Genomic DNA, 19,364 nt, shown 5'->3' with positions numbered 1-19,364 from the left:
GATGAAATCTATTGTACAGTTTCATAACTTCTTTTATATTTGCTCTATCAAAAGAACATAACTATGTCAAAAGCACACGTACTAAAGAGGTATTCTTTTCTAATCTGGATATTATTCTTTGTTCTTTCTACCAAGGCTGAACAACAAGACTACTACTTCAGACAAATTTCTTTGGAACAGGGATTGTCACAATCAAGAGTGCAGTGCATTTACAGAGATCATCAAGGAGTCATATGGATAGGTACCAAATGGGGATTAAATAGTTATGACCAATCTGAACTGAAAAGTTATTTTCATGACCGGGAGCAGCCCAACTCATTGCCCGACAATTTCATTCGTTTTATTACAGAGGATCGTTTAGGCGATTTATACGTTTCTACCAATAAAGGAATTGCCATCTACAATAAAGCAGAAAATCAATTTCAGCCATTGAAATATAACGGGAAGCCATTTAACGCTTGGTCTTATCTTCAAATAGGTGACAATTTCCTGTTTGGAGGAGAAGAAACTTTATACCAATACAATCTGACGGATAAAAATATTACGACGATCTTCCCCGACATCGATGGAGACAAGTTAAAATGTATCAATCGCATCTTTCAGTGGAGTCCCGATATGCTGATAACCAGTAGTAAAAAAGACGGACTTTGGATGTACGACTTGATAAAAAAGAAAATGTATCGATGTCCATTTGTAAAAGAGCGTGAGATAAACACCATATTTGTTGACTCTCAAAACCGGCTTTGGGTATCATTCTATGGCAAAGGAATAGCCTGCTACTCGAAAGAGGGGAAAAGGCTTTTCAGTTTATCCACCAAAAATTCCGGGCTCAACAATGATATCATTTTTGATTTTCTTGAAAAAGACAACCAACTTTGGATAGCTACTGACGGAGGAGGTATCAACATACTTGACTTCCAGACTATGAAGTTCTCTTATCTTAAACATATTTCCGATGATGAACAATCCTTGCCGAATAACTCTATCTACCGGCTTTATAAAGATCAGATGGACAATATATGGATAGGCAGTATACACGGAGGATTATTCGCCATCAAAAAAGTGTTCATCAAAACCTATAAAGATGTTCCACTGAACAATCCCAATGGAGTTAGCGAACGTACCGTGGTTAGCATCTTTGAAGATAAGGATACATTGCTCTGGATTGGAACAGACGGAGGAGGTATCAACTCATTTGACCAAAAAAACGAATACATTTCATCATTACCCTACTACATACGGGGAGAAAGTTACCTCTATCACAGATTTTTCTGAAAATGAGCTCTTATTATCATGTTTTAATAAAGGGGTATTTACCTTTAATAAGAGAACCGCACAGATGCAACCTTTTCCCATTATCAATGACTCTATTTCGAAAAGAGAATTTTCATCCGGTGATTTGGTAAATCTATATGCTACAAAAGATAATATTTACATATTAGGAGCAAAAGTCTATATCTACAACAAGCATACCCGGCAAACATCTATTCTCTACGCACCCCAAATAGACATTCAACGCCAAATAGCTATGCAGGCAATTTATTCCGACGATACGCATCTGTATCTAATGGGAACCAATAACCTGTTTAAACTAAACTTCAAAACTAACGAACTATCTTCATTAGTCAATATGAAAGAGGGAGATGATTTCACATCGGCCTGCCGGGATGATAAAGGTAACTTCTGGATAGGAAGTAATTTCGGACTGCTCTTCTATAATAAACAGACTGGAAAAACAGAAAAAATACATACCAACTTGTTCAACAGTGTATCCAGCCTTGCCTATGATAAAAAAGGAAAAGTCTGGATAGGAGCGCAGAACATGTTCTTTGCGTATATTATCAACGAAAAACGTTTTGTTATCCTGGACGAATCCGATGGAGTTCCTTCCAACGAATTGATATTTACCCCTATTCCTGCTCTTCGTACTCCCAATCTGTATATGGGAGGTACTATGGGACTGGTACGCATTAATACGGATATTATTTTCGAAAGTAATTCGTCTCCTATTCTCAAGCTACTTGAAGTAAAACTGAATGGTAAATCAACTCTGAAACAGGTTAATAATAACTGTATTTCGATTCCTTGGAATCATTCATCGTTCAACATTAAAGTGATTGCTGACGAAAAGAACTCCTTCCGAAAACACCTTTTCCGGTATGTCATCACAGGAAAAGACAAAATGGTGATCGAGAGTTATCTCCAGACACTCGAATTGGGTACATTAGCATCAGGAGAATATACCATCAGCGTATCCTGCGACACCTCCAACGGTGAATGGAGCCAGCCGATAGAGATCTTAACTATTATAGTCTCACCTCCTTGGTGGAAATCTATCTGGTTTATTATACTATGCATTTTCTTTGCATTTTTAGTGGCAGGAGTGGTCTTCTTTAGTTTGATAAGAAAAAAAGAAAATCGGCTGAAACGTGAGATGCGGGAACATGAGAAGAAGATATATGAAGAGAAAATACGCTTCTTAATCAATATCAGCCATGAGCTACGTACCCCTTTGACACTCATCTATGCTTCCCTGAAACGAATTCTAAATAAAGAGGTGAAGCAAGACGAGCTACCGGAATATCTACAGGGAGCATTCAAACAGGCGAATCAGATGAAAGATATTATCAACATTGTGCTTGATGCACGCAAAATGGAGGTAGGACAGGAAGTGCTACACATCTCTTCGCATCCTTTACACAAGTGGATACAGGAAGTGGCAGAAACATTTCAAACTGCATCTAAAGCCAAAGAAATTGAAATTACATACGACTTTGACGACAGTATACAATCTATCGCGTATGATGACACTAAATGCAAAGTTGTTCTTTCCAATCTGATTATGAATGCTTTGAAATATAGTCCTAATCAGACTCGTATTGTTATAAAAACCATCCGTACAAATGAAAGTATACAAGTACACGTACAAGACCAGGGAATTGGATTGGATAATGTAGATATAAAGAAGCTCTTTACCCGTTTCTACCAAGGCAAACATAATGAGGGAGGAAGTGGTATCGGTTTATCTTATGCTAAAATGTTGATTGACCTGCATGGAGGCAGGATGGGGGCTTTCAATAATGAAGACAGAGGGGCCACATTCTTTTATGAAATACCGGCTAATCTACAAGAACAAGAAGTATCATGTCCTCAACATTCCTACCTCAACGAACTTTTAAGTTCTCCGGAGGAAGAAGAGAAAATAGAATCCGGTTCTTTCTCTCTACAAGGATATTCACTGTTGATTGTAGAAGATAAACAGGACTTAAGAGAATTCTTAAAAAATGCTCTTAAGGATAAATTCAAGAAGATCTATCAGGCAGAAAATGGATTGGTAGCGTTGGAAGTTATTAAGCAACAGCAACCGGACATTATAGTAAGTGATGTAATGATGCCACAAATGAATGGCTATCAGCTATGCAAGGAAATTAAAGAGAATCTGAATATTAGCCATATCCCTGTTATTCTACTTACCGCCAGAGCCGATTCTGAAAGCCAGATGTTAGGATACAAATTAGGAGCCGATGCCTATTTGCCCAAACCATTTGAAATGGAAATGCTCCTTAGCGTGATCCAGAACCAGATGAGAAATCGTGAATATATTAAATCCAGATACAGGGGCAATCAATTCATTCTGTCTCCGCAAGAGGCTACTTTCAGCAATGCGGATGAACAATTTATGATTAAATTGAATGAAATGATCGATCAGAATCTGTCTCAACCAGATCTGGACGTAAAATTCCTGACTGCTCAAATGGCTATGAGCCGGACATCCTTATATAATAAGATCAAGGAACTGACCGGCATGGGAGCAAACGATTATATCAATCGTAGAAGAATCGACAAAGCAATCATTCTTTTAACTCAGTCTGACATGAGCATTACTGAAATATCAGAGCAGGTAGGTTTCACTTATCAACGATATTTCAGTACGTTATTTAAAGAAATGAAAGGAATGACTCCTTCTCAATTCAGAGCACAACATGGTTCCACCCAACAACAATCAGAGTAGATTCAGCACTTTAGTTTATCATTTATATAGAAATTATACTCCCCGGAACAGAGCGATTAGGATTTCCAGTGCAGATTTGGACGTTTCATGATTTGAAATGACTAAAATCTGATGAGTAGAATAAAGCATTCGACTACTTTTGCAGCAAGCAATTGATAGAAAACGAATACACTTAAATTCAATTATTATGAGAAACTACTATTTAACTCTGTTACTAATATGCATTTGCGGCCTTTGCTTTGCACAGCAACAGACCAATGACATCAGTACTAAAAATCCGCCAAACAAAGAATGGAACTTCAACAATCTGGATGGATGGAAATACGGACATCAGGATAACAACCCGGATAATCAATGCATATTAGAGAATGGTTACTTACGGATCTTTACCCGGGCTAACTCGGTGGATCGGAAAAAGGTTCATACTGTAGAACGGATTTATACAACAGGAAGATATACCTGGCGTACTCATATCCCGCAAATGGGAATAGGAGATCAATGTAGCGTGGGTTCGTGGATATACCATGACGACCAACATGAATTGGATTTTGAAGTCGGATATGGTAAAGATACAGTTCGCAAGGAGTTAAATGCAGCTCCGGACGAAATGATTGCTTATATGACATCGCAGGCATATCCTTTTTCTTCCGTTCCTGTAGTAATCAAGACCGGATGGCATCTGTTCGAAATTGATCTGACATTAAAAAACGGGAACTATTACATCACCTGGTTAATAGACAACGAGCCCAAACATGAACTTCAACTGGAATTTGGGAAAGACATTGCATTCCATATTTTTTGCAGTGTAGAGAATCTTAAATTTATTGGAGACCAACCGGCACAGCAGGAAAATTCCGGATTGTTTGATTTCGTCAGATATACATATCATGACTAAATAAATGAACTTAGCACACATTTCTTAAAATCCCCCCAATTACATACCATGAGAACAACGTTCATTTCACTTTCTCAGATATTCATGAACATTTGTCTCAATGCGCAGGATAGAGCAGTTGATGAAGGTCATGCTCTCTAAATATAAAATAGCCCTCGCTACAAATCTGTAACGGGGGTATTTTTTAGAGGAGTCATTTCTCCTCTTGCTAATGTTTTGTTTATGTGCTTTTTATATCTGAATACATCAATCAGATAATCCCTCTCACTCTATCGTCAAATGCAGAAAGCGCAGCTTTCGCTCCTTCGCCCATAGAGATAATAATTTGCTTATAAGGAACCGTAGAAACATCTCCGGCTGCATAGATACCCGTCACATTCGTACGGCAATGTGCATCAATCATGATTTCGCCCGGACGGTTGGTTTCCACTATGTCGCGGAATACACTGCTATTCGCAGAAAGCCCGATTTGTACAAATACACCATCCAACTCAACCAAACGTTCTTCTTCCGTTTTGCGATCTTTGATGCGCAGGGCAGTCAGTTTATCACCATTTCCTATCACTTCCGTAGTCTGTGAACTTACAAACACTTCCACGTTCGGCAATGATTTAAGTCGATCTTGAAGTACACTGTCTGCTTTCAACTCATCCATAAATTCAAAAACAGTGACTTTGGAGCAGATACCAGCCAAGTCAATCGCTGCCTCAATGCCGGAATTTCCTCCACCTACTACTGCTACATGCTTTCCCTTATAAAACGGCCCATCACAATGAGGGCAGAAAGCAACACCACGACCGATATACTCCGCTTCTCCCGGAACATTCAGTTTACGCCAGCTTGCACCAGTTGCAATAATCAGTGCCGGAGCCAGGAATTTCTCCCCAACAGAGGTAGTGATCTGCTTTTGTTTTCCAACCACTTCTACTTTTTCTACTTTACGATGCTCCAGCAAATCCACCGGATAACGCAACAAGTGAGTTTTCAGATTATCGGCAAGTTCATTTCCTGTCGTTTCCGGAACAGAAATTAGATTTTCAATACCCACCGTTTCTTTTACCTGTCCGCCAACACGCTCGGCCACGATAGCTACACGGAGTCCTTTACGGGCAGAATAAATAGCTGCTGATACTCCTGCAGGTCCTCCACCGGCTACAATCACATCATATTCTTTCACCTCTGCATTCGCTTTGGTTTCGTCAATACCATATTGATCTTCCAACTTGGCAAGCAATTCGCCAAATTCACCACGGCCTACATGAAGCAATTTTCCATCTGCAAAGACAGAGGGTACTCCTTGTATCTTCAGTGCATCTACTTCATCCTGATAAAGCGCACCGTCTACCATTTCATGCGTAATAGCCGGATTCAAAGTAGTCATTGCATTCAGAGCCTGCACTACGTCAGGGCAGTTCGTACAAGTCAACGAAACATAAGTGGTCAGATGTATCGGGCCTTTCAGTGCTTTCACACGGTTGCAAACGACCTCATCGGGAAAGTTCTTTCCTTTGCCATCCAGATTCAGGACAGCCAAAAGCAATGACGTGAACTCATGTCCATTAGGAATACCCCGGAATGTAATTCCGGTGCGGTCGCCATTCTTCAGTAAAGTAAACTTCAATGCGTCTCCCTCATTCACTACACAAGTGATATGATCGGAACAATCCGCTACATCTCCCAGCAGCTCCAATAATTCTGTTTTGTTTTCGTGGCTGGATGATACGGATATATCAAAAGTAAAGTTTGCCTCCAGCCCAGCAAAAATACCCTTTAGTTGTTCTTTTAATGCAGATTCTAACATATCTTTTTTCCTTTCATTTTTTTAAAAGAAAGGCCGGCAGCGTCTCCCGTTACCGGCCTCCCATAATCACCATTATCAAGATCTATCAAATCTTACCTACCAGGTCAATGCTTGGTTTCAGGGTAGACTCACCCTTCTTCCATTTAGCCGGGCAAACTTCTCCGTCATGGCTGGCTACAAACTGTGCAGCTTCCACTTTACGAAGCAATTCACTTGCATCACGGCCAATATTGTTATCATTCAGTTCCACCACTTTAATCTTTCCTTCCGGATTGACAACGAATGTACCGCGATAAGCCATACCTTCTTCTTCGATATATACACCCAGTGCACGGCTCAAAGCGCCAGTCGGGTCTGCCAACATCGGATATTGAATCTTGCGAATGCTTTCAGAAGCATCATGCCAAGCTTTGTGCACGAAATGAGAGTCAGTACTTACCGAATAGATTTCTACACCCATCGCTTTGAACTGGTCGTACTTTTCAGCCATATCCACCAATTCAGTAGGACATACGAAAGTAAAGTCGGCAGGATAGAAGAAAAGAATCGCCCATTTACCTTTCAGGTCATTGTTGGTTACAGTCTTGAAAGCTCCGTTGTGAAAAGCCTGAACACTGAATTCAGGAAGTTGAGAATTTAAAATTGGTTCCATAATCTTTATTGCTTTTATTGTTATTAATTGATTTGACTTATAACATCAGAAACAACGTTTTGTTTTTTGTTTCTGATACAAAGATAAAGGCAGAAACCCCGCCTTTGCAAAAAAAGCCCAATCGAATATTTCTATGCACTGATAGATGAAATTAATAAAAGCATTTTATACCTTTGCATGCATAAACAAAAAAACTGGAAAATATATACGATTATGGAACATCCTCTTGACCAATTCTTATATTGCCCTAAATGTGGTTCCTCTCATTTTGAGATTAACAACGAGAAATCTAAAAAATGTGCAGATTGCGGCTTTGTCTATTATTTCAATCCTTCTGCCGCCACAGTAGCACTCATCTTGAATGAGAAAAATGAACTGCTTGTCTGCCGGCGTGCTAAAGAGCCGGCAAAGGGAACTCTCGACCTTCCCGGAGGATTTATCGATATGAACGAGACAGGTGAAGAAGGCGTAGCCCGTGAAGTGCTGGAAGAAACCGGATTGAAGGTAAAAAAAGCTATTTACCAGTTTTCACTTCCCAATATTTATGTCTATTCAGGTTTTCCTGTACACACACTTGATATGTTTTTTCTCTGCACCGTAGAAGACATGAGCCATTTCTCCGCCATGGATGATGTAGCAGATTCTTTCTTCCTACCTCTCTCCGAGATTCATCCGGAAGATTTTGGGTTGGATTCTATCCGTCGCGGACTTAGCTTGTTTCTAGCTCAATGCCGCTAAGATAATCTCATCAGCCTGATAGATTGAGAGTATTTCATCTATAGTTATGTCCCATTTTTAAGATATTCCTCCAAAACATCAGATAAAAAAATAATGATCTGGAGAATAAAATGCATAAAAACATGCAACTGTATGCAAAATCACAGGCTAATACCGTATAAATTCAAGTCGAATATGCATCTTTTTCTATCAAGAAAAGATTCGTTGGTTTAAAACCAAGGAGTTCTTCCCCACCGAGGAACGCTTCCTTTCTCACCGACGAAGCAGCTTTTGCTCGGTGAGGAAGAAAAATAAGGGAAAATTAAGACCGTTTTTCTTCTATTTCATCACAAATATCGAAAAGACAACAAACAACAAAATGCCAGTTTCTAACCACATTTCAGTTTACACAACAAGTGAAAAAGAAGAAAAGCATTACAATTTAATCGACAAACATCTCCTATAACAAAAAGAAAGAATTTCGCACCTACAAATCTCTGCGTTTTTTTATATTTCTCAATCCTCCCAGTAATTACGCCTTTTATTCTCGTTTAAATATTCCTTTTCTTAAGATGGGCCATTTTTCAGTAGCCAATTGATGTATTTGTAAAATAGAAGTTCATCTCAACCAAATAGATCAAAGTAATTTATCACATAATCTTAAACAATCATATTATATTACTATAAATGAACAAAATACAACATATTGTGTTATCTTTGTAACCACCATTAATTTAATGGCCATTAAATTAACTGCCATTAAGATAGCAATAATATGAAGTTCTACGACCGAAAGAAAGAAATGGCGATACTGTATGCAGCTAAAAAGCAATCACAAACGAGCGCTTGCTTTACTGTAATGACCGGACGCCGACGAATCGGAAAAACAGCTCTACTCTTAGAGTCTGTCAAAGACACCCGATTCGTATATATATTTGTAGCAAGAAAGAGTGAAGTCCTGCTTTGCGCACAATATCAACCTGTCATTCAGGAAACGCTTGGCATTCGTATCTATGGAGAAATCAGAGAGTTCGCACAGCTCTTTGAACTGCTGATGCAACATTCCCAAAAGGAAAATTTCACATTAATCATTGACGAATTTCAAGAATTTCTCTATATCAATCCGTCTATCGTCAGTGACATACAACGTATTTGGGACCAATATCACGCGACTTCCAAAATCAATTTCATTGTATGCGGTTCCGTTTATTCAATGATGAAAAGAATATTCGAAGACCGCAAGGAGCCACTATACGGACGCCTTACCGCCCGAATTTCTCTGCATCCATTCACCACCACCGTTATCAAAGAGATTCTAGCAGACCATGCCCCCCAATTCACATCGGAAGATTTGCTTTGCTTGTATTTGCTGACAGGTGGAGTAGCCAAATACACCACCCTATTGATGGAAGCGAAAGCATTTAATAAAACTGCCATGATAAATTATGCGCTTTCCGAAGGCTCACCATTTCTGACAGAAGGCAAAGACATGTTAATTTCCGAGTTCGGGAAAGACTATGCCAATTATTTTTCTATCCTATCTCTCATTGCAGAAGGAAAAACAACACAACGAGAGATTGATTCCATCATCAATAAAAACACCGGTTCCTATTTAGCCAACCTTGAGGATGAATATTCATTAATCAAAAAAGTGAAACCGATGTTCGCTAAACCTAATAGTCGTGCTACCCGTTATTGCCTGCAAGACAATTTTCTACGATTCTGGTTTCGCTTTATTTTCTCAAACAACGCAGTACTAGAAATGGGGAAAAACCATTTACTGATAGAATATGTAGAAAAGAACTATGAACAATACAGCGGCCTATTGTTAGAAAAATATTTCCGTGAACTTATCGCTGAAGAAGAGGAAGTTACCGACGTAGGTAACTATTGGGACAAAAACGGAGAAAATGAAATAGACCTGATCGCCCTCAACCGGTTTAACAAAACAGCACTTATCGGAGAAGTAAAAAGAAATCCGAGAAAAATAAGTATCCCGGCATTGGAAAAGAAAGGAGAAACTTTACATAAAGAATTAAATGATTATAAAATAACTTTCAAAGGATTCTCATTGAAAGATATGTAGTACTTTTGCATAAACACCCGATTATGAAAAAAGAAATTACTAGACTCATTTGTGCCGCCATCTGCTGCACGCCCATTATAGGATTTGCCCAGACAGGTGATAAGTTCACTTCGACTGACAACCTTTATAAAGAAGGGAAAGAACTTTTCCAGGAAAAGAATTATGCAGCTGCTCTGCCGGCATTGAAAGCATTTGTAAAACAAAAGCCTGCAGCCAGCCTTCTTCAGGACGCAGAGTATATGCTAGTCAGTTCGGCTTACGAACTGAAAGACAAAAACCGCATCGAACTCCTCCGCAAATATCTCGACCGTTATCCTGATACTCCATACGCTAACCGCATTTATGCGCTGTTAGCCTCCTGCTATTTCTACGAAGGAAAATATGATGAAGCACTAGCACTCTTCAACTCTGCCGACCTCGATTTGTTAGGTAATGAAGAACGGGACGACTGCACCTACCAACTGGCTACCTGTTATCTGAAAACCGATAATCTAAGAGAAGCAGCCATCTGGTTTGAAACTTTGCGCGCCAACAGCCCCAAATACGCCAAAGATTGTGATTACTATCTTTCCTACATCCGCTATACACAAAAACGCTATAGTGAAGCATTGAAAGGTTTCCTTCCATTGCAGGACGACTCGAAGTACAAAGCACTCGTCCCTTATTATATAGCCGAAATTTATACGCAGCTCAAAAACTATGATAAGGCACAAATTGTAGCACAAAACTACCTGTCAGCCTACCCGAATAACGAGCACGCCGCAGAAATGTACCGTATTCTTGGAGATGCCTATTACCATTTCGGACAATATCACCAAGCCGTAGAAGCATTCAACAATTACCTGAATAAGGATCGCTCGGCTCCCCGCCGGGATGCCCTTTATATGCTGGGACTCTCCTACTACCAAACAAAAGTATACTCCAAAGCAGCCGAAACATTAGGTAAAGTGACAACTGACAACGATGCTCTTACCCAAAATGCGTATCTCCACATGGGACTCTCTTATCTGCAACTGGCAGAGAAAAACAAAGCACGCATGGCTTTTGAACAAGCAGCCGCCTCCAATGCTAATATGCAAATCAAGGAACAGGCAGCTTACAATTACGCTCTTTGCCTGCACGAGACTTCTTTCTCCGCTTTCGGTGAATCAGTTACTGCCTTCGAGAAATTCCTGAATGAATTTCCGACTTCTCCTTATGCTGAAAAAGTCAGCAGCTACCTGGTAGAAGTTTACATGAATACACGTAGCTACGACGCAGCTTTGAAATCAATCGACCGGATTGCCAAACCAAGCGCGCAAATATTGGAAGCCAAACAAAAGATACTGTTCCAATTAGGAACTCAATCTTTCGCTAACGCCGACTTCGAACAAGCTCTGAAATATCTGAACCAATCCATTGCCATCGGACAATATAATCGTCAGACCAAGGCAGACGCTTACTATTGGTGCGGAGAATCCTATTACCGTCTAAACCGAATGGTAGAAGCCGCACGTGATTTTAATGCTTATCTGCAACTCACCACCCAACCCAATAACGAAATGTATGCGCTTGCCAATTATAACTTAGGGTATATCGCTTTCCACCGGAAAGACTATACGCAAGCAAGCAATTATTTCCAAAAATACGTTCAACTGGAGAAAGGTGAAAATGCAACCGCACTTGCCGATGCATACAATCGTATTGGTGACTGCCACCTGCATGTACGTAACTTTGAAGAAGCCAAACAGTATTATTCACAAGCCGAGCAGATGAATACTTCTTCCGGAGACTATTCTTTCTATCAGCTGGCTCTTGTATCCGGTCTGCAGAAAGACTATACCGGTAAGATTACCTTGCTGAACCGTCTGGTAGGAAAGTACCCTGCTTCTCCTTATGCCGTAAACGCTATTTACGAGAAAGGACGTTCCTATGTTTTGATGGACAACAACAATCAAGCCATTACTTCTTTCAAAGAATTACTTACTAAATATCCTGAAAGTCCGGTCAGCAGGAAAGCTGCCGCCGAAATCGGATTATTATATTACCAAAAAGGAGATTACAACCAAGCAATCGAAGCCTACAAACAGGTTATCGAAAAATATCCAGGCAGTGAAGAAGCCCGCCTTGCCATGCGTGATTTGAAATCTATTTATGTGGATCTCAACCGCATCGACGAATTTGCTGCTTTAGCAAATGCCATGCCAGGACACATCCGTTTCGATGCTAACGAACAAGACTCGCTTACGTATGCCGCCGCAGAAAAGATTTATGCACGAGGCAGAATGGAAGAAGCCAAAACAAGCCTCAACAAATACCTGCAAACTTTCCCGGAAGGAGCCTTCAGCCTGAACGCACATTATTATCTCTGCCTGATCGGAAACGAGCAGAAAAATTATGATATGATTCTTCTCCATTCCGGTAAACTGCTGGAATATCCTAACAATCCGTTTGCAGAAGAAGCACTGATCTTGCGTGCTGAAGTGCAATTCAACCAGCAAAATATGGCTGAAGCATTGGCTAGCTACAAAATGCTGAAAGAAAAAGCAACCAACGTAGAGCGCCGCCAACTTGCTGAAACGGGTATTCTGCGTTGCGCCTTCCTATTGCGAGATGACATAGAAACCATCCATGCAGCTACCGACCTGCTTGCAGAAGCCAAACTTAGTCCGGAGCTAAGAAATGAAGCTCTTTATTACCGTGCTAAAGCCTATACCAAGCAAAAGGCTGACAAGAAAGCAATGGAAGACTATCGTGAACTGGCCAAAGACACGCGTAACTCTTACGGTGCCGAAGCTAAATATCAAGTTGCACAATCTCTCTACGACGCAAAAGAATATGCCGCTGCAGAGAAAGAGTTGCTCAACTATATAGAACAGAGTACGCCACATGCTTATTGGCTAGCGCGCAGTTTTATCCTTCTATCCGACGTCTATCATGCTACGGGTAAAGATCTGGACGCACGCCAATATCTGCTAAGTCTGCAACAAAATTATCAAGGGAATGACGATATTGAAAGCATGATTGAAAGCAGACTTAGTAAATTGAAAGTTGAGAATTGAGAATTAAAAAATAGAAAAGTATGAAACGATCTCATTATATAATAGGAGGACTCGCATTGGCAATCTCAATGCCATCCTGCCTTCAAGCCCAAACCACCCAACCGAAGGATACAACAATGACCCGCACGGTCGTTGTGGAACAAGAATATAACCCGGACATTATGGACGCCTCGAAAGTAAACGTCCTGCCTAAAGTAGAAGAACCGACAGTGAGCAAGAAAGAAGTAGAATATGCTACAACATTCTTTCCGGCCACTTCCGTTCCGGCAGGCCTGATACGCCCCTATACCGGAAAAGAAGTTCAACCCGGCACTACCCCGGGATATGTACGTGCCGGATATGGTAATTATGGCAATTTGGATGTTCTTGCCAATTATCTATTCCGTCTGTCGCAAAAAGACAAATTGAATGTACGTTTCCAAATGGATGGAATGGATGGTAAACTAACGCTTCCTTTCACAGACTCCGAAAAATGGAATGCATTTTATTATCGCACACGCGCAAATGTAGATTACACACACCAATTTAATAAACTGGACTTAAATATTGCCGGAAACTTCGGATTAAGCAACTTCAACTTCCAACCGGAAAGCGCAAACAGTAAGCAGAAATTCACATCCGGTGACTTCCATGCAGGCATTCATTTCACTGATGAGACTGCACCACTGCGTTTCAATGCAGAAACAAATCTGTTGATGTATGAACGTCAGCATAACATGTTCAATGAATCTGAAGCCAATACAGGTATCAAGGAAACAATCATACGCACCAAAGGCGATGTCACGGGAGCTATCGGCGACCAACAATTAATAACTATCGCTTTGGAGATGAACAATCTTCTCTACAACGGATATACAAAGAATGTTTCCACCGGAGATGAATACTTCAAAAACTACACAACGCTTCTTTTAAATCCATATTACGAACTGGATAATGATGACTGGAAATTGCATATCGGAGCCAATGTAGATTTATCTTTCGGATTTGATAAGTCTTTCCGTATTTCACCCGATATCACTGCACAGTATATTTTTTCTGATAGCTACATTGTTTATGCAAAAGCAACCGGCGGTAAGCAATTGAATGATTTCCGCAGATTAGAAAGTATCTGTCCTTACGGTGAACTGCCGGAGGCAAATACCACTGCCACTTTGGGATACGTACAACGTCCTTATGATACTTACGAGCAAATCAACGGTAGTATCGGATTCAAAGCAAGCCCTTATCCGGGACTCTGGTTCAACGTGTTCGGTGGTTATCAGAATCTAAAGAACGACTTATCTTATTTAGGTTTTGACCCAAGTAATATTCATTCAGGTTCATACCTTTCTTTTGCTCAAGATAATACAGATAATCTCTACCTTGGCGGTGAAATCAGTTACGATTACAAAGATATCCTCGGAATATCAGCTAAATATACTTACCGTAATTGGGACAGCAAAACAGAGGAATATCTGTTGGCTGTGAAACCTGTCAGTGAAATGTCTTTCAATGTACGTATTCATCCGATCTCTGCTCTTAACATAAATCTGGGTTATGATTACATCAACCGGAAAGAAGTGAAAGAGTATGCAAAAATGACCGCAATTAATGATTTGCATATCGGAGCCAGCTATAATGTATTCAAAGGAGTATCCGTTTATGCGCAAGTACATAACCTGCTGAACAAGAAATATCAATATTATTTAGGTTATCCTACGGAAGGATTCAATTTCTTAGGAGGATTGAGTTTCCGGTTCTAAAAATTCAATGATATACTGCAAGAGTGGTATTTGTTTATTACGATTAGAAAGCTAATTGTGACAAACAAATACCATTTTCTATTTTATACAATTTCATCCATACTTATAATGCCTCATATAAAATGTCTAAAAGAATATCTTTTCAGAATTTTAATATTACCTTTGTACATACGTTTATACTGTTTGTCCAAGTATTCATCATGAATGCCGAACGCTAATATAAACATTGTGGATATTTTCATATTCCCATGCTTTTATAAAGAATGATAATATGAAATATTAAGTTAATCATCTAATCTATAAAACTTAAATAAAAACAAATATGGATTACTGTGAAAACTTCAAATCTAATCATATTCCAAACAATCATACTTTCTTACGTATATACTTACTACTCCTATTATTCACAGGAATGACATATACGACAAGAGCAAAGAAAACCGATTTTCATTATTACAAACAGCTAGGTATAAAGGAAGGACTTTCACAATCCAAAGTCACGTCAATATTAAGCGATTACCGGGGGTATTTGTGGATAGGAACTGAGGCCGGGCTAAACCGTTATGACAACGGGCATTTAAAACAATATCTGCATCACCCCAATGACAACAACTCTCTTCCATCCAATTATATTAACTTTATAGCAGAAGATTCACTGTCTAATTTATGGATATCAACAATAGAAGGAGTCTGCCTTTATGACCGGAGGAATGATTATTTCCAGCAGGTAATTATAAATGGACACCAAAACCCTTTTATTGTCTCATACTTACTGGTTGATGACGGTATTATATTTGGTGGCGAGAATTGTGTCTATAAATTTGAATATGCTACCAGACAATGGAAAACATTGTATCTGGAACAAGAGCCTACAACCTATATTAGTTTCAGGAAAATGATTCGTTATGACAACAGACATGTTTTAATAAATACATCATGGCATGGCATTTATCTTTTTGACCTGCACACCAATCAATTGAAAAAGATAGATTCTTTTAAAGATACCAATTATACCTGTATCTATATAGACTCTTTGAATCGCCTGTGGATCAGCCCTTACGGTGACGGGCTTTATTGCTATAAAGACAGCCTACTTATCAAACATTATACCACAAAAAACTCTCCTCTGACTTATGACGTCATTTATGATATTGCAGAAAAGGATAACCAGCTATGGATAGCTACTGATGGTGGAGGCATCAACATACTTTCTTTAAAAGATTTTTCTTTTTCCTGTATTAATTATACGCAAGATGACTTAAATTCATTTCCTGCAGATGCAGTTTGCCGTATTTATCGTGATCCGGCCAATAATATTTGGGCAGGCACAGTATGTCATGGTCTAATTGGCATCAAACAAGTCTTTGCAAGCTCCTATTCGAAAGTCCCCTTTAACAACCCATACGGTTTAAGCGCTTCTACAGTAAATAGTTTTTTAGAAGATGACAACGGACTGGTCTGGATTGGTGTAGATGGTGGCGGAATTAATTGTTATAATCCTGCAACGAACTCTTTCAGGCACTATCCAACGACAAAGAACGACAAAGTTACCTCTATCGTTGAATTTTCTCCACAAGAATTACTACTGTTTTCCTTTAATAACGGCTTCTGCTTGTTTGATAAAACAAACGGGCGGATACGTTCTTTCGACCAGATTTATAAAAACATAAATAAAGAGATATACACTTTCGGGATAACTGCACGAATGCAAAGAATATCCGAACGTAAAATCGTCATTAGCACTAGACATATTTATGTGTATGACATAGTAGAAAACAAGCTTGAAAAGATTGCGGAAAACGAAAAAGACTATCATAGATATTCGCCATTAATCATCTCTTCAACAGCTGATGAAATCTATTTTTTGGATCAGAAGAACATCTGCAAATATGACTTCCAGACTCACAACTTTGAAACAATCTACCGTGGGAATCAAGTCCTGAACGATGCTTACATGGATCATAACGGCGTTTTTTGGCTCGCTTCAGAAAACGGACTTATTTGTTATGATCCTACCTCCCAGGAGCCACAAATGATTCATACATCCTTGTTTAATGAGATTACTTCCGTTATGGCAGACAATCAAAACAGGATATGGATTGGTACCCGCCAAAGCCTGTATGTTTATTCTACTATAGAAAAAAACATAATCATTCTTGACGAAACGGACGGAATAGCCCCCAATGAATATATATCCTGTTCTCATCTCTTACTACAAAACGGAAATATTATAATGGGAGGCTTTAACGGAATAACCTATATTGATTCCAATATCCGTTTTGACGCCGAAACCGGACATAAAATCGAACTACTAGATGTGCTTTTAAACAATCATTCTGTGATGACGAAGAATGGACACCCAAGTGAAATAAGTACCATCAAAATCCCTTGGGACTTTATTTCTTTGCAATTAAAAGTCCTGCTTAACGCGAAAGATGTATTCTACAAAAATATATTCCAGTTTGATATTGAAGGAATTGACCGAAAATTACCATATTCAAAGTCAAACTCATTATTTCTGAATTACCTGCCAGTCGGCGAATACACCATAATGGCATCTTACTATGCCCGGAACGGTGAATGGAGCCATAAACAAAAAATACTCCATATTATAGTTTATCCGCCATGGTGGCAAACCTCTTGGTTCTATCTGTGCATATGCATATTAGCCGGACTATTGATATATTCTATTATATATTACTTGCTTCGCAAGAAAAGAAAAAAGCAAAAACGGGAAATCATGCTATTAAAAAACAAAATGTACGAAGAAAAGATAAACTTCCTGACAAACATCAGCCACGAGCTTCGTACCCCACTTACATTGATTTGTGCCCCGTTGAAGCGGATTATCGATCAGGAGACAGATAAAAAAGATGTGGATAAGCTGCTTGTCCCAATTTATAAACAAGCCTATCAAATGAAAAACATCATTGATATGGTACTGGATGTGAGAAAACTCGAAGAAGGTAAAGAGGTACTGCATATTTTACCACACTCCTTAAATGAATGGGTTTGTTCCGTCGGTGACAAATTTATGCATGAGTTCGAGGTAAAAGGCATCAAACTTCGATATGAACTGGACGAACAGATAAAAAAGGTTCCCTTCGACAAATATAAATGTGAGTTTGTTCTTTCAAACTTCCTGATGAACGCATTGAAATTCAGTGAACCGGATACTGTTACTATCATCAGTACTCACCTTTCAGAAGAGGGAGACAGGGTGAGAGTGTCTGTCAAAGACGAAGGCATGGGACTAAATCTAGTAGACACAGAATCTTTATTCTCCAATTTCTATCAAGGTATACACGAGAAAGGCGGAAGTGGAATCGGATTATCGTATGCCAAAAGCCTGATAACCCTACACAAAGGAAAGATTGGCGCATTAAATGCTACTGACAAAGGAGCTGTTTTCTATTTCGAACTCCCACTATCAACTGTTACCAATGAGAGCACGGGTAGTATTGCCGCAAAAGATGCAATTAAAGATGAAGAACGCGCAGCAGACAGTATTGACTATACATATCTGAAAAAGTTTTCAGTAATAGTGGTCGAAGATACTGCTGATTTGCGAAATTACTTAAAAGAAACATTGAAGCCTTATTTTGAACGGGTATATGTGGCTAAAGATGGGAAAGACGGACTCGAACAAATTAAACAACGAATGCCGGATATCATTATCAGTGATGTAATGATGCCCCGTATGAACGGTTTCGAACTCTGCCGGCAAGTCAAAACCGATCTGGACATCAGCCATATTCCTTTTATTTTATTGACCGCTTATCATAACTCGCAAAATATGAACACAGGATATAAAACCGGAGCGGACGCTTTCCTACCCAAACCTTTTGAGATGGACGGCTTACTAGCCTTATGCCATAACCAACTAAAAATCCGTGAACAGATCCGTTCAAGATACAAGGAAGACAATTTACTTACTTATAAAGAAGTCAGTTTTAGTAATGCAGATGAAACTTTCCTTTTAAAATTGAACAACCTGATTTCAGACAACATGAGTAATCCGGAATTGGATGTCGTATTTCTGGCCACTAATATGTGCATCAGCCGTTCCCTGCTATTTAATAAAGTAAAAGCTATAACCGGAATGGGAATTATCGACTATGTCAATAAGCAACGCATTGACAAATCGGTAGTACTGATGAACACGACATCAATGAATATGACTGAAATATCAGAAATAGTAGGTTTCTCCTCCTTGCGGTATTTCAGCAGAGTGTTCAAATCCATTATAGGAGAAACGCCTTCAAATTATAAGAAACAGAATAAATAGCATATAGTAGGCCTCGCTTTAACCACTCCTTCCGATAAAAAATAAAGGGCATCCCTTCATATGGCGGGATACCCTCTTACAAATACTGTTATCAACAACCTTACCTCTTGAAAACTTATAAAGACAAACT

The 19,364-nt window shown here is 39.3% G+C and carries 8 protein-coding genes and 1 pseudogene; 7 read left to right on the top strand and 2 right to left on the bottom strand.

Translation table 11 applies throughout. The features are described 5' to 3' along the window. The first annotated feature begins 63 nt into the window (after positions 1-63). Together DXA54_RS05095 and DXA54_RS05090 are read left to right on the top strand one after the other, a co-directional pair. Positions 64-4,012: pseudogene (locus DXA54_RS05095) on the top strand (two-component regulator propeller domain-containing protein). A gap of 187 nt (positions 4,013-4,199) precedes the next feature. Further along, entirely contained in the window at positions 4,200-4,907 is a 708-nt protein-coding gene (locus DXA54_RS05090; RefSeq protein WP_004302474.1) for a hypothetical protein, read from the top strand. Positions 4,908-5,157: 250 nt separating this feature from the next. Here DXA54_RS05090 and ahpF read toward each other — a convergent pair whose 3' ends face one another. Both ahpF and ahpC read right to left on the bottom strand, forming a co-directional pair. Beyond that, positions 5,158-6,708: an alkyl hydroperoxide reductase subunit F gene (gene ahpF / locus DXA54_RS05085; protein ID WP_120079060.1), complete on the bottom strand. Its 1,551-nt coding sequence runs from the start codon at positions 6,706-6,708 to the stop codon at positions 5,158-5,160. 85 nt (positions 6,709-6,793) lie between these two features. Continuing rightward, a complete protein-coding gene (gene ahpC, locus DXA54_RS05080; RefSeq protein ID WP_004307892.1) occupies positions 6,794-7,360 on the bottom strand; it encodes an alkyl hydroperoxide reductase subunit C in 567 nt (188 codons plus the stop codon). Positions 7,361-7,573: 213 nt separating this feature from the next. On the opposite strand from ahpC, the gene DXA54_RS05075 reads away from it, so the two are divergent. The 5 genes from DXA54_RS05075 (at position 7,574) to DXA54_RS05055 (ending at position 19,234) form a co-directional block, all read left to right on the top strand. Next, the gene (locus tag DXA54_RS05075; protein ID WP_008770568.1) at positions 7,574-8,098 is read left to right on the top strand and encodes an NUDIX hydrolase; all 525 of its coding nucleotides are present in this window, start codon (positions 7,574-7,576) and stop codon (positions 8,096-8,098) included. 754 nt (positions 8,099-8,852) lie between these two features. Continuing rightward, positions 8,853-10,163: an ATP-binding protein gene (locus DXA54_RS05070; RefSeq protein ID WP_120079059.1), complete on the top strand. Its 1,311-nt coding sequence runs from the start codon at positions 8,853-8,855 to the stop codon at positions 10,161-10,163. Positions 10,164-10,186: 23 nt separating this feature from the next. Continuing rightward, on the top strand, positions 10,187-13,204 hold the full coding sequence (locus DXA54_RS05065; protein WP_008646463.1) for a tetratricopeptide repeat protein: 3,018 nt from the start codon (positions 10,187-10,189) through the stop codon (positions 13,202-13,204). A 20-nt stretch (positions 13,205-13,224) separates the two neighbouring features. Next, positions 13,225-14,946, top strand: coding sequence for a TonB-dependent receptor (locus DXA54_RS05060; RefSeq protein WP_120079058.1), 1,722 nt, complete (start codon positions 13,225-13,227; stop codon positions 14,944-14,946). A gap of 412 nt (positions 14,947-15,358) precedes the next feature. Continuing rightward, the gene (locus DXA54_RS05055) at positions 15,359-19,234 is read left to right on the top strand and encodes a two-component regulator propeller domain-containing protein (protein ID WP_120079103.1); all 3,876 of its coding nucleotides are present in this window, start codon (positions 15,359-15,361) and stop codon (positions 19,232-19,234) included. Positions 19,235-19,364: the final 130 nt, after the last annotated feature.

Source organism: Bacteroides sp. OF03-11BH, assembly GCF_003604005.1.
Classification (GTDB): domain Bacteria; phylum Bacteroidota; class Bacteroidia; order Bacteroidales; family Bacteroidaceae; genus Bacteroides; species Bacteroides ovatus.
Note: the sequence above shows the minus strand (reverse complement) of the source record. Positions and strands in the feature narration are given on the sequence as shown.

Coding starts and splice junctions, on each gene's coding strand:
- ahpC (WP_004307892.1), bottom strand. CDS start 7,360: ATGGAACCAATTTTAAATTCTCAACTTCCTGAATTCAGTGTTCAGGCT.
- DXA54_RS05090 (WP_004302474.1), top strand. CDS start 4,200: ATGAGAAACTACTATTTAACTCTGTTACTAATATGCATTTGCGGCCTT.
- DXA54_RS05070 (WP_120079059.1), top strand. CDS start 8,853: ATGAAGTTCTACGACCGAAAGAAAGAAATGGCGATACTGTATGCAGCT.
- DXA54_RS05075 (WP_008770568.1), top strand. CDS start 7,574: ATGGAACATCCTCTTGACCAATTCTTATATTGCCCTAAATGTGGTTCC.
- DXA54_RS05060 (WP_120079058.1), top strand. CDS start 13,225: ATGAAACGATCTCATTATATAATAGGAGGACTCGCATTGGCAATCTCA.
- DXA54_RS05065 (WP_008646463.1), top strand. CDS start 10,187: ATGAAAAAAGAAATTACTAGACTCATTTGTGCCGCCATCTGCTGCACG.
- DXA54_RS05055 (WP_120079103.1), top strand. CDS start 15,359: ATGACATATACGACAAGAGCAAAGAAAACCGATTTTCATTATTACAAA.
- ahpF (WP_120079060.1), bottom strand. CDS start 6,708: ATGTTAGAATCTGCATTAAAAGAACAACTAAAGGGTATTTTTGCTGGG.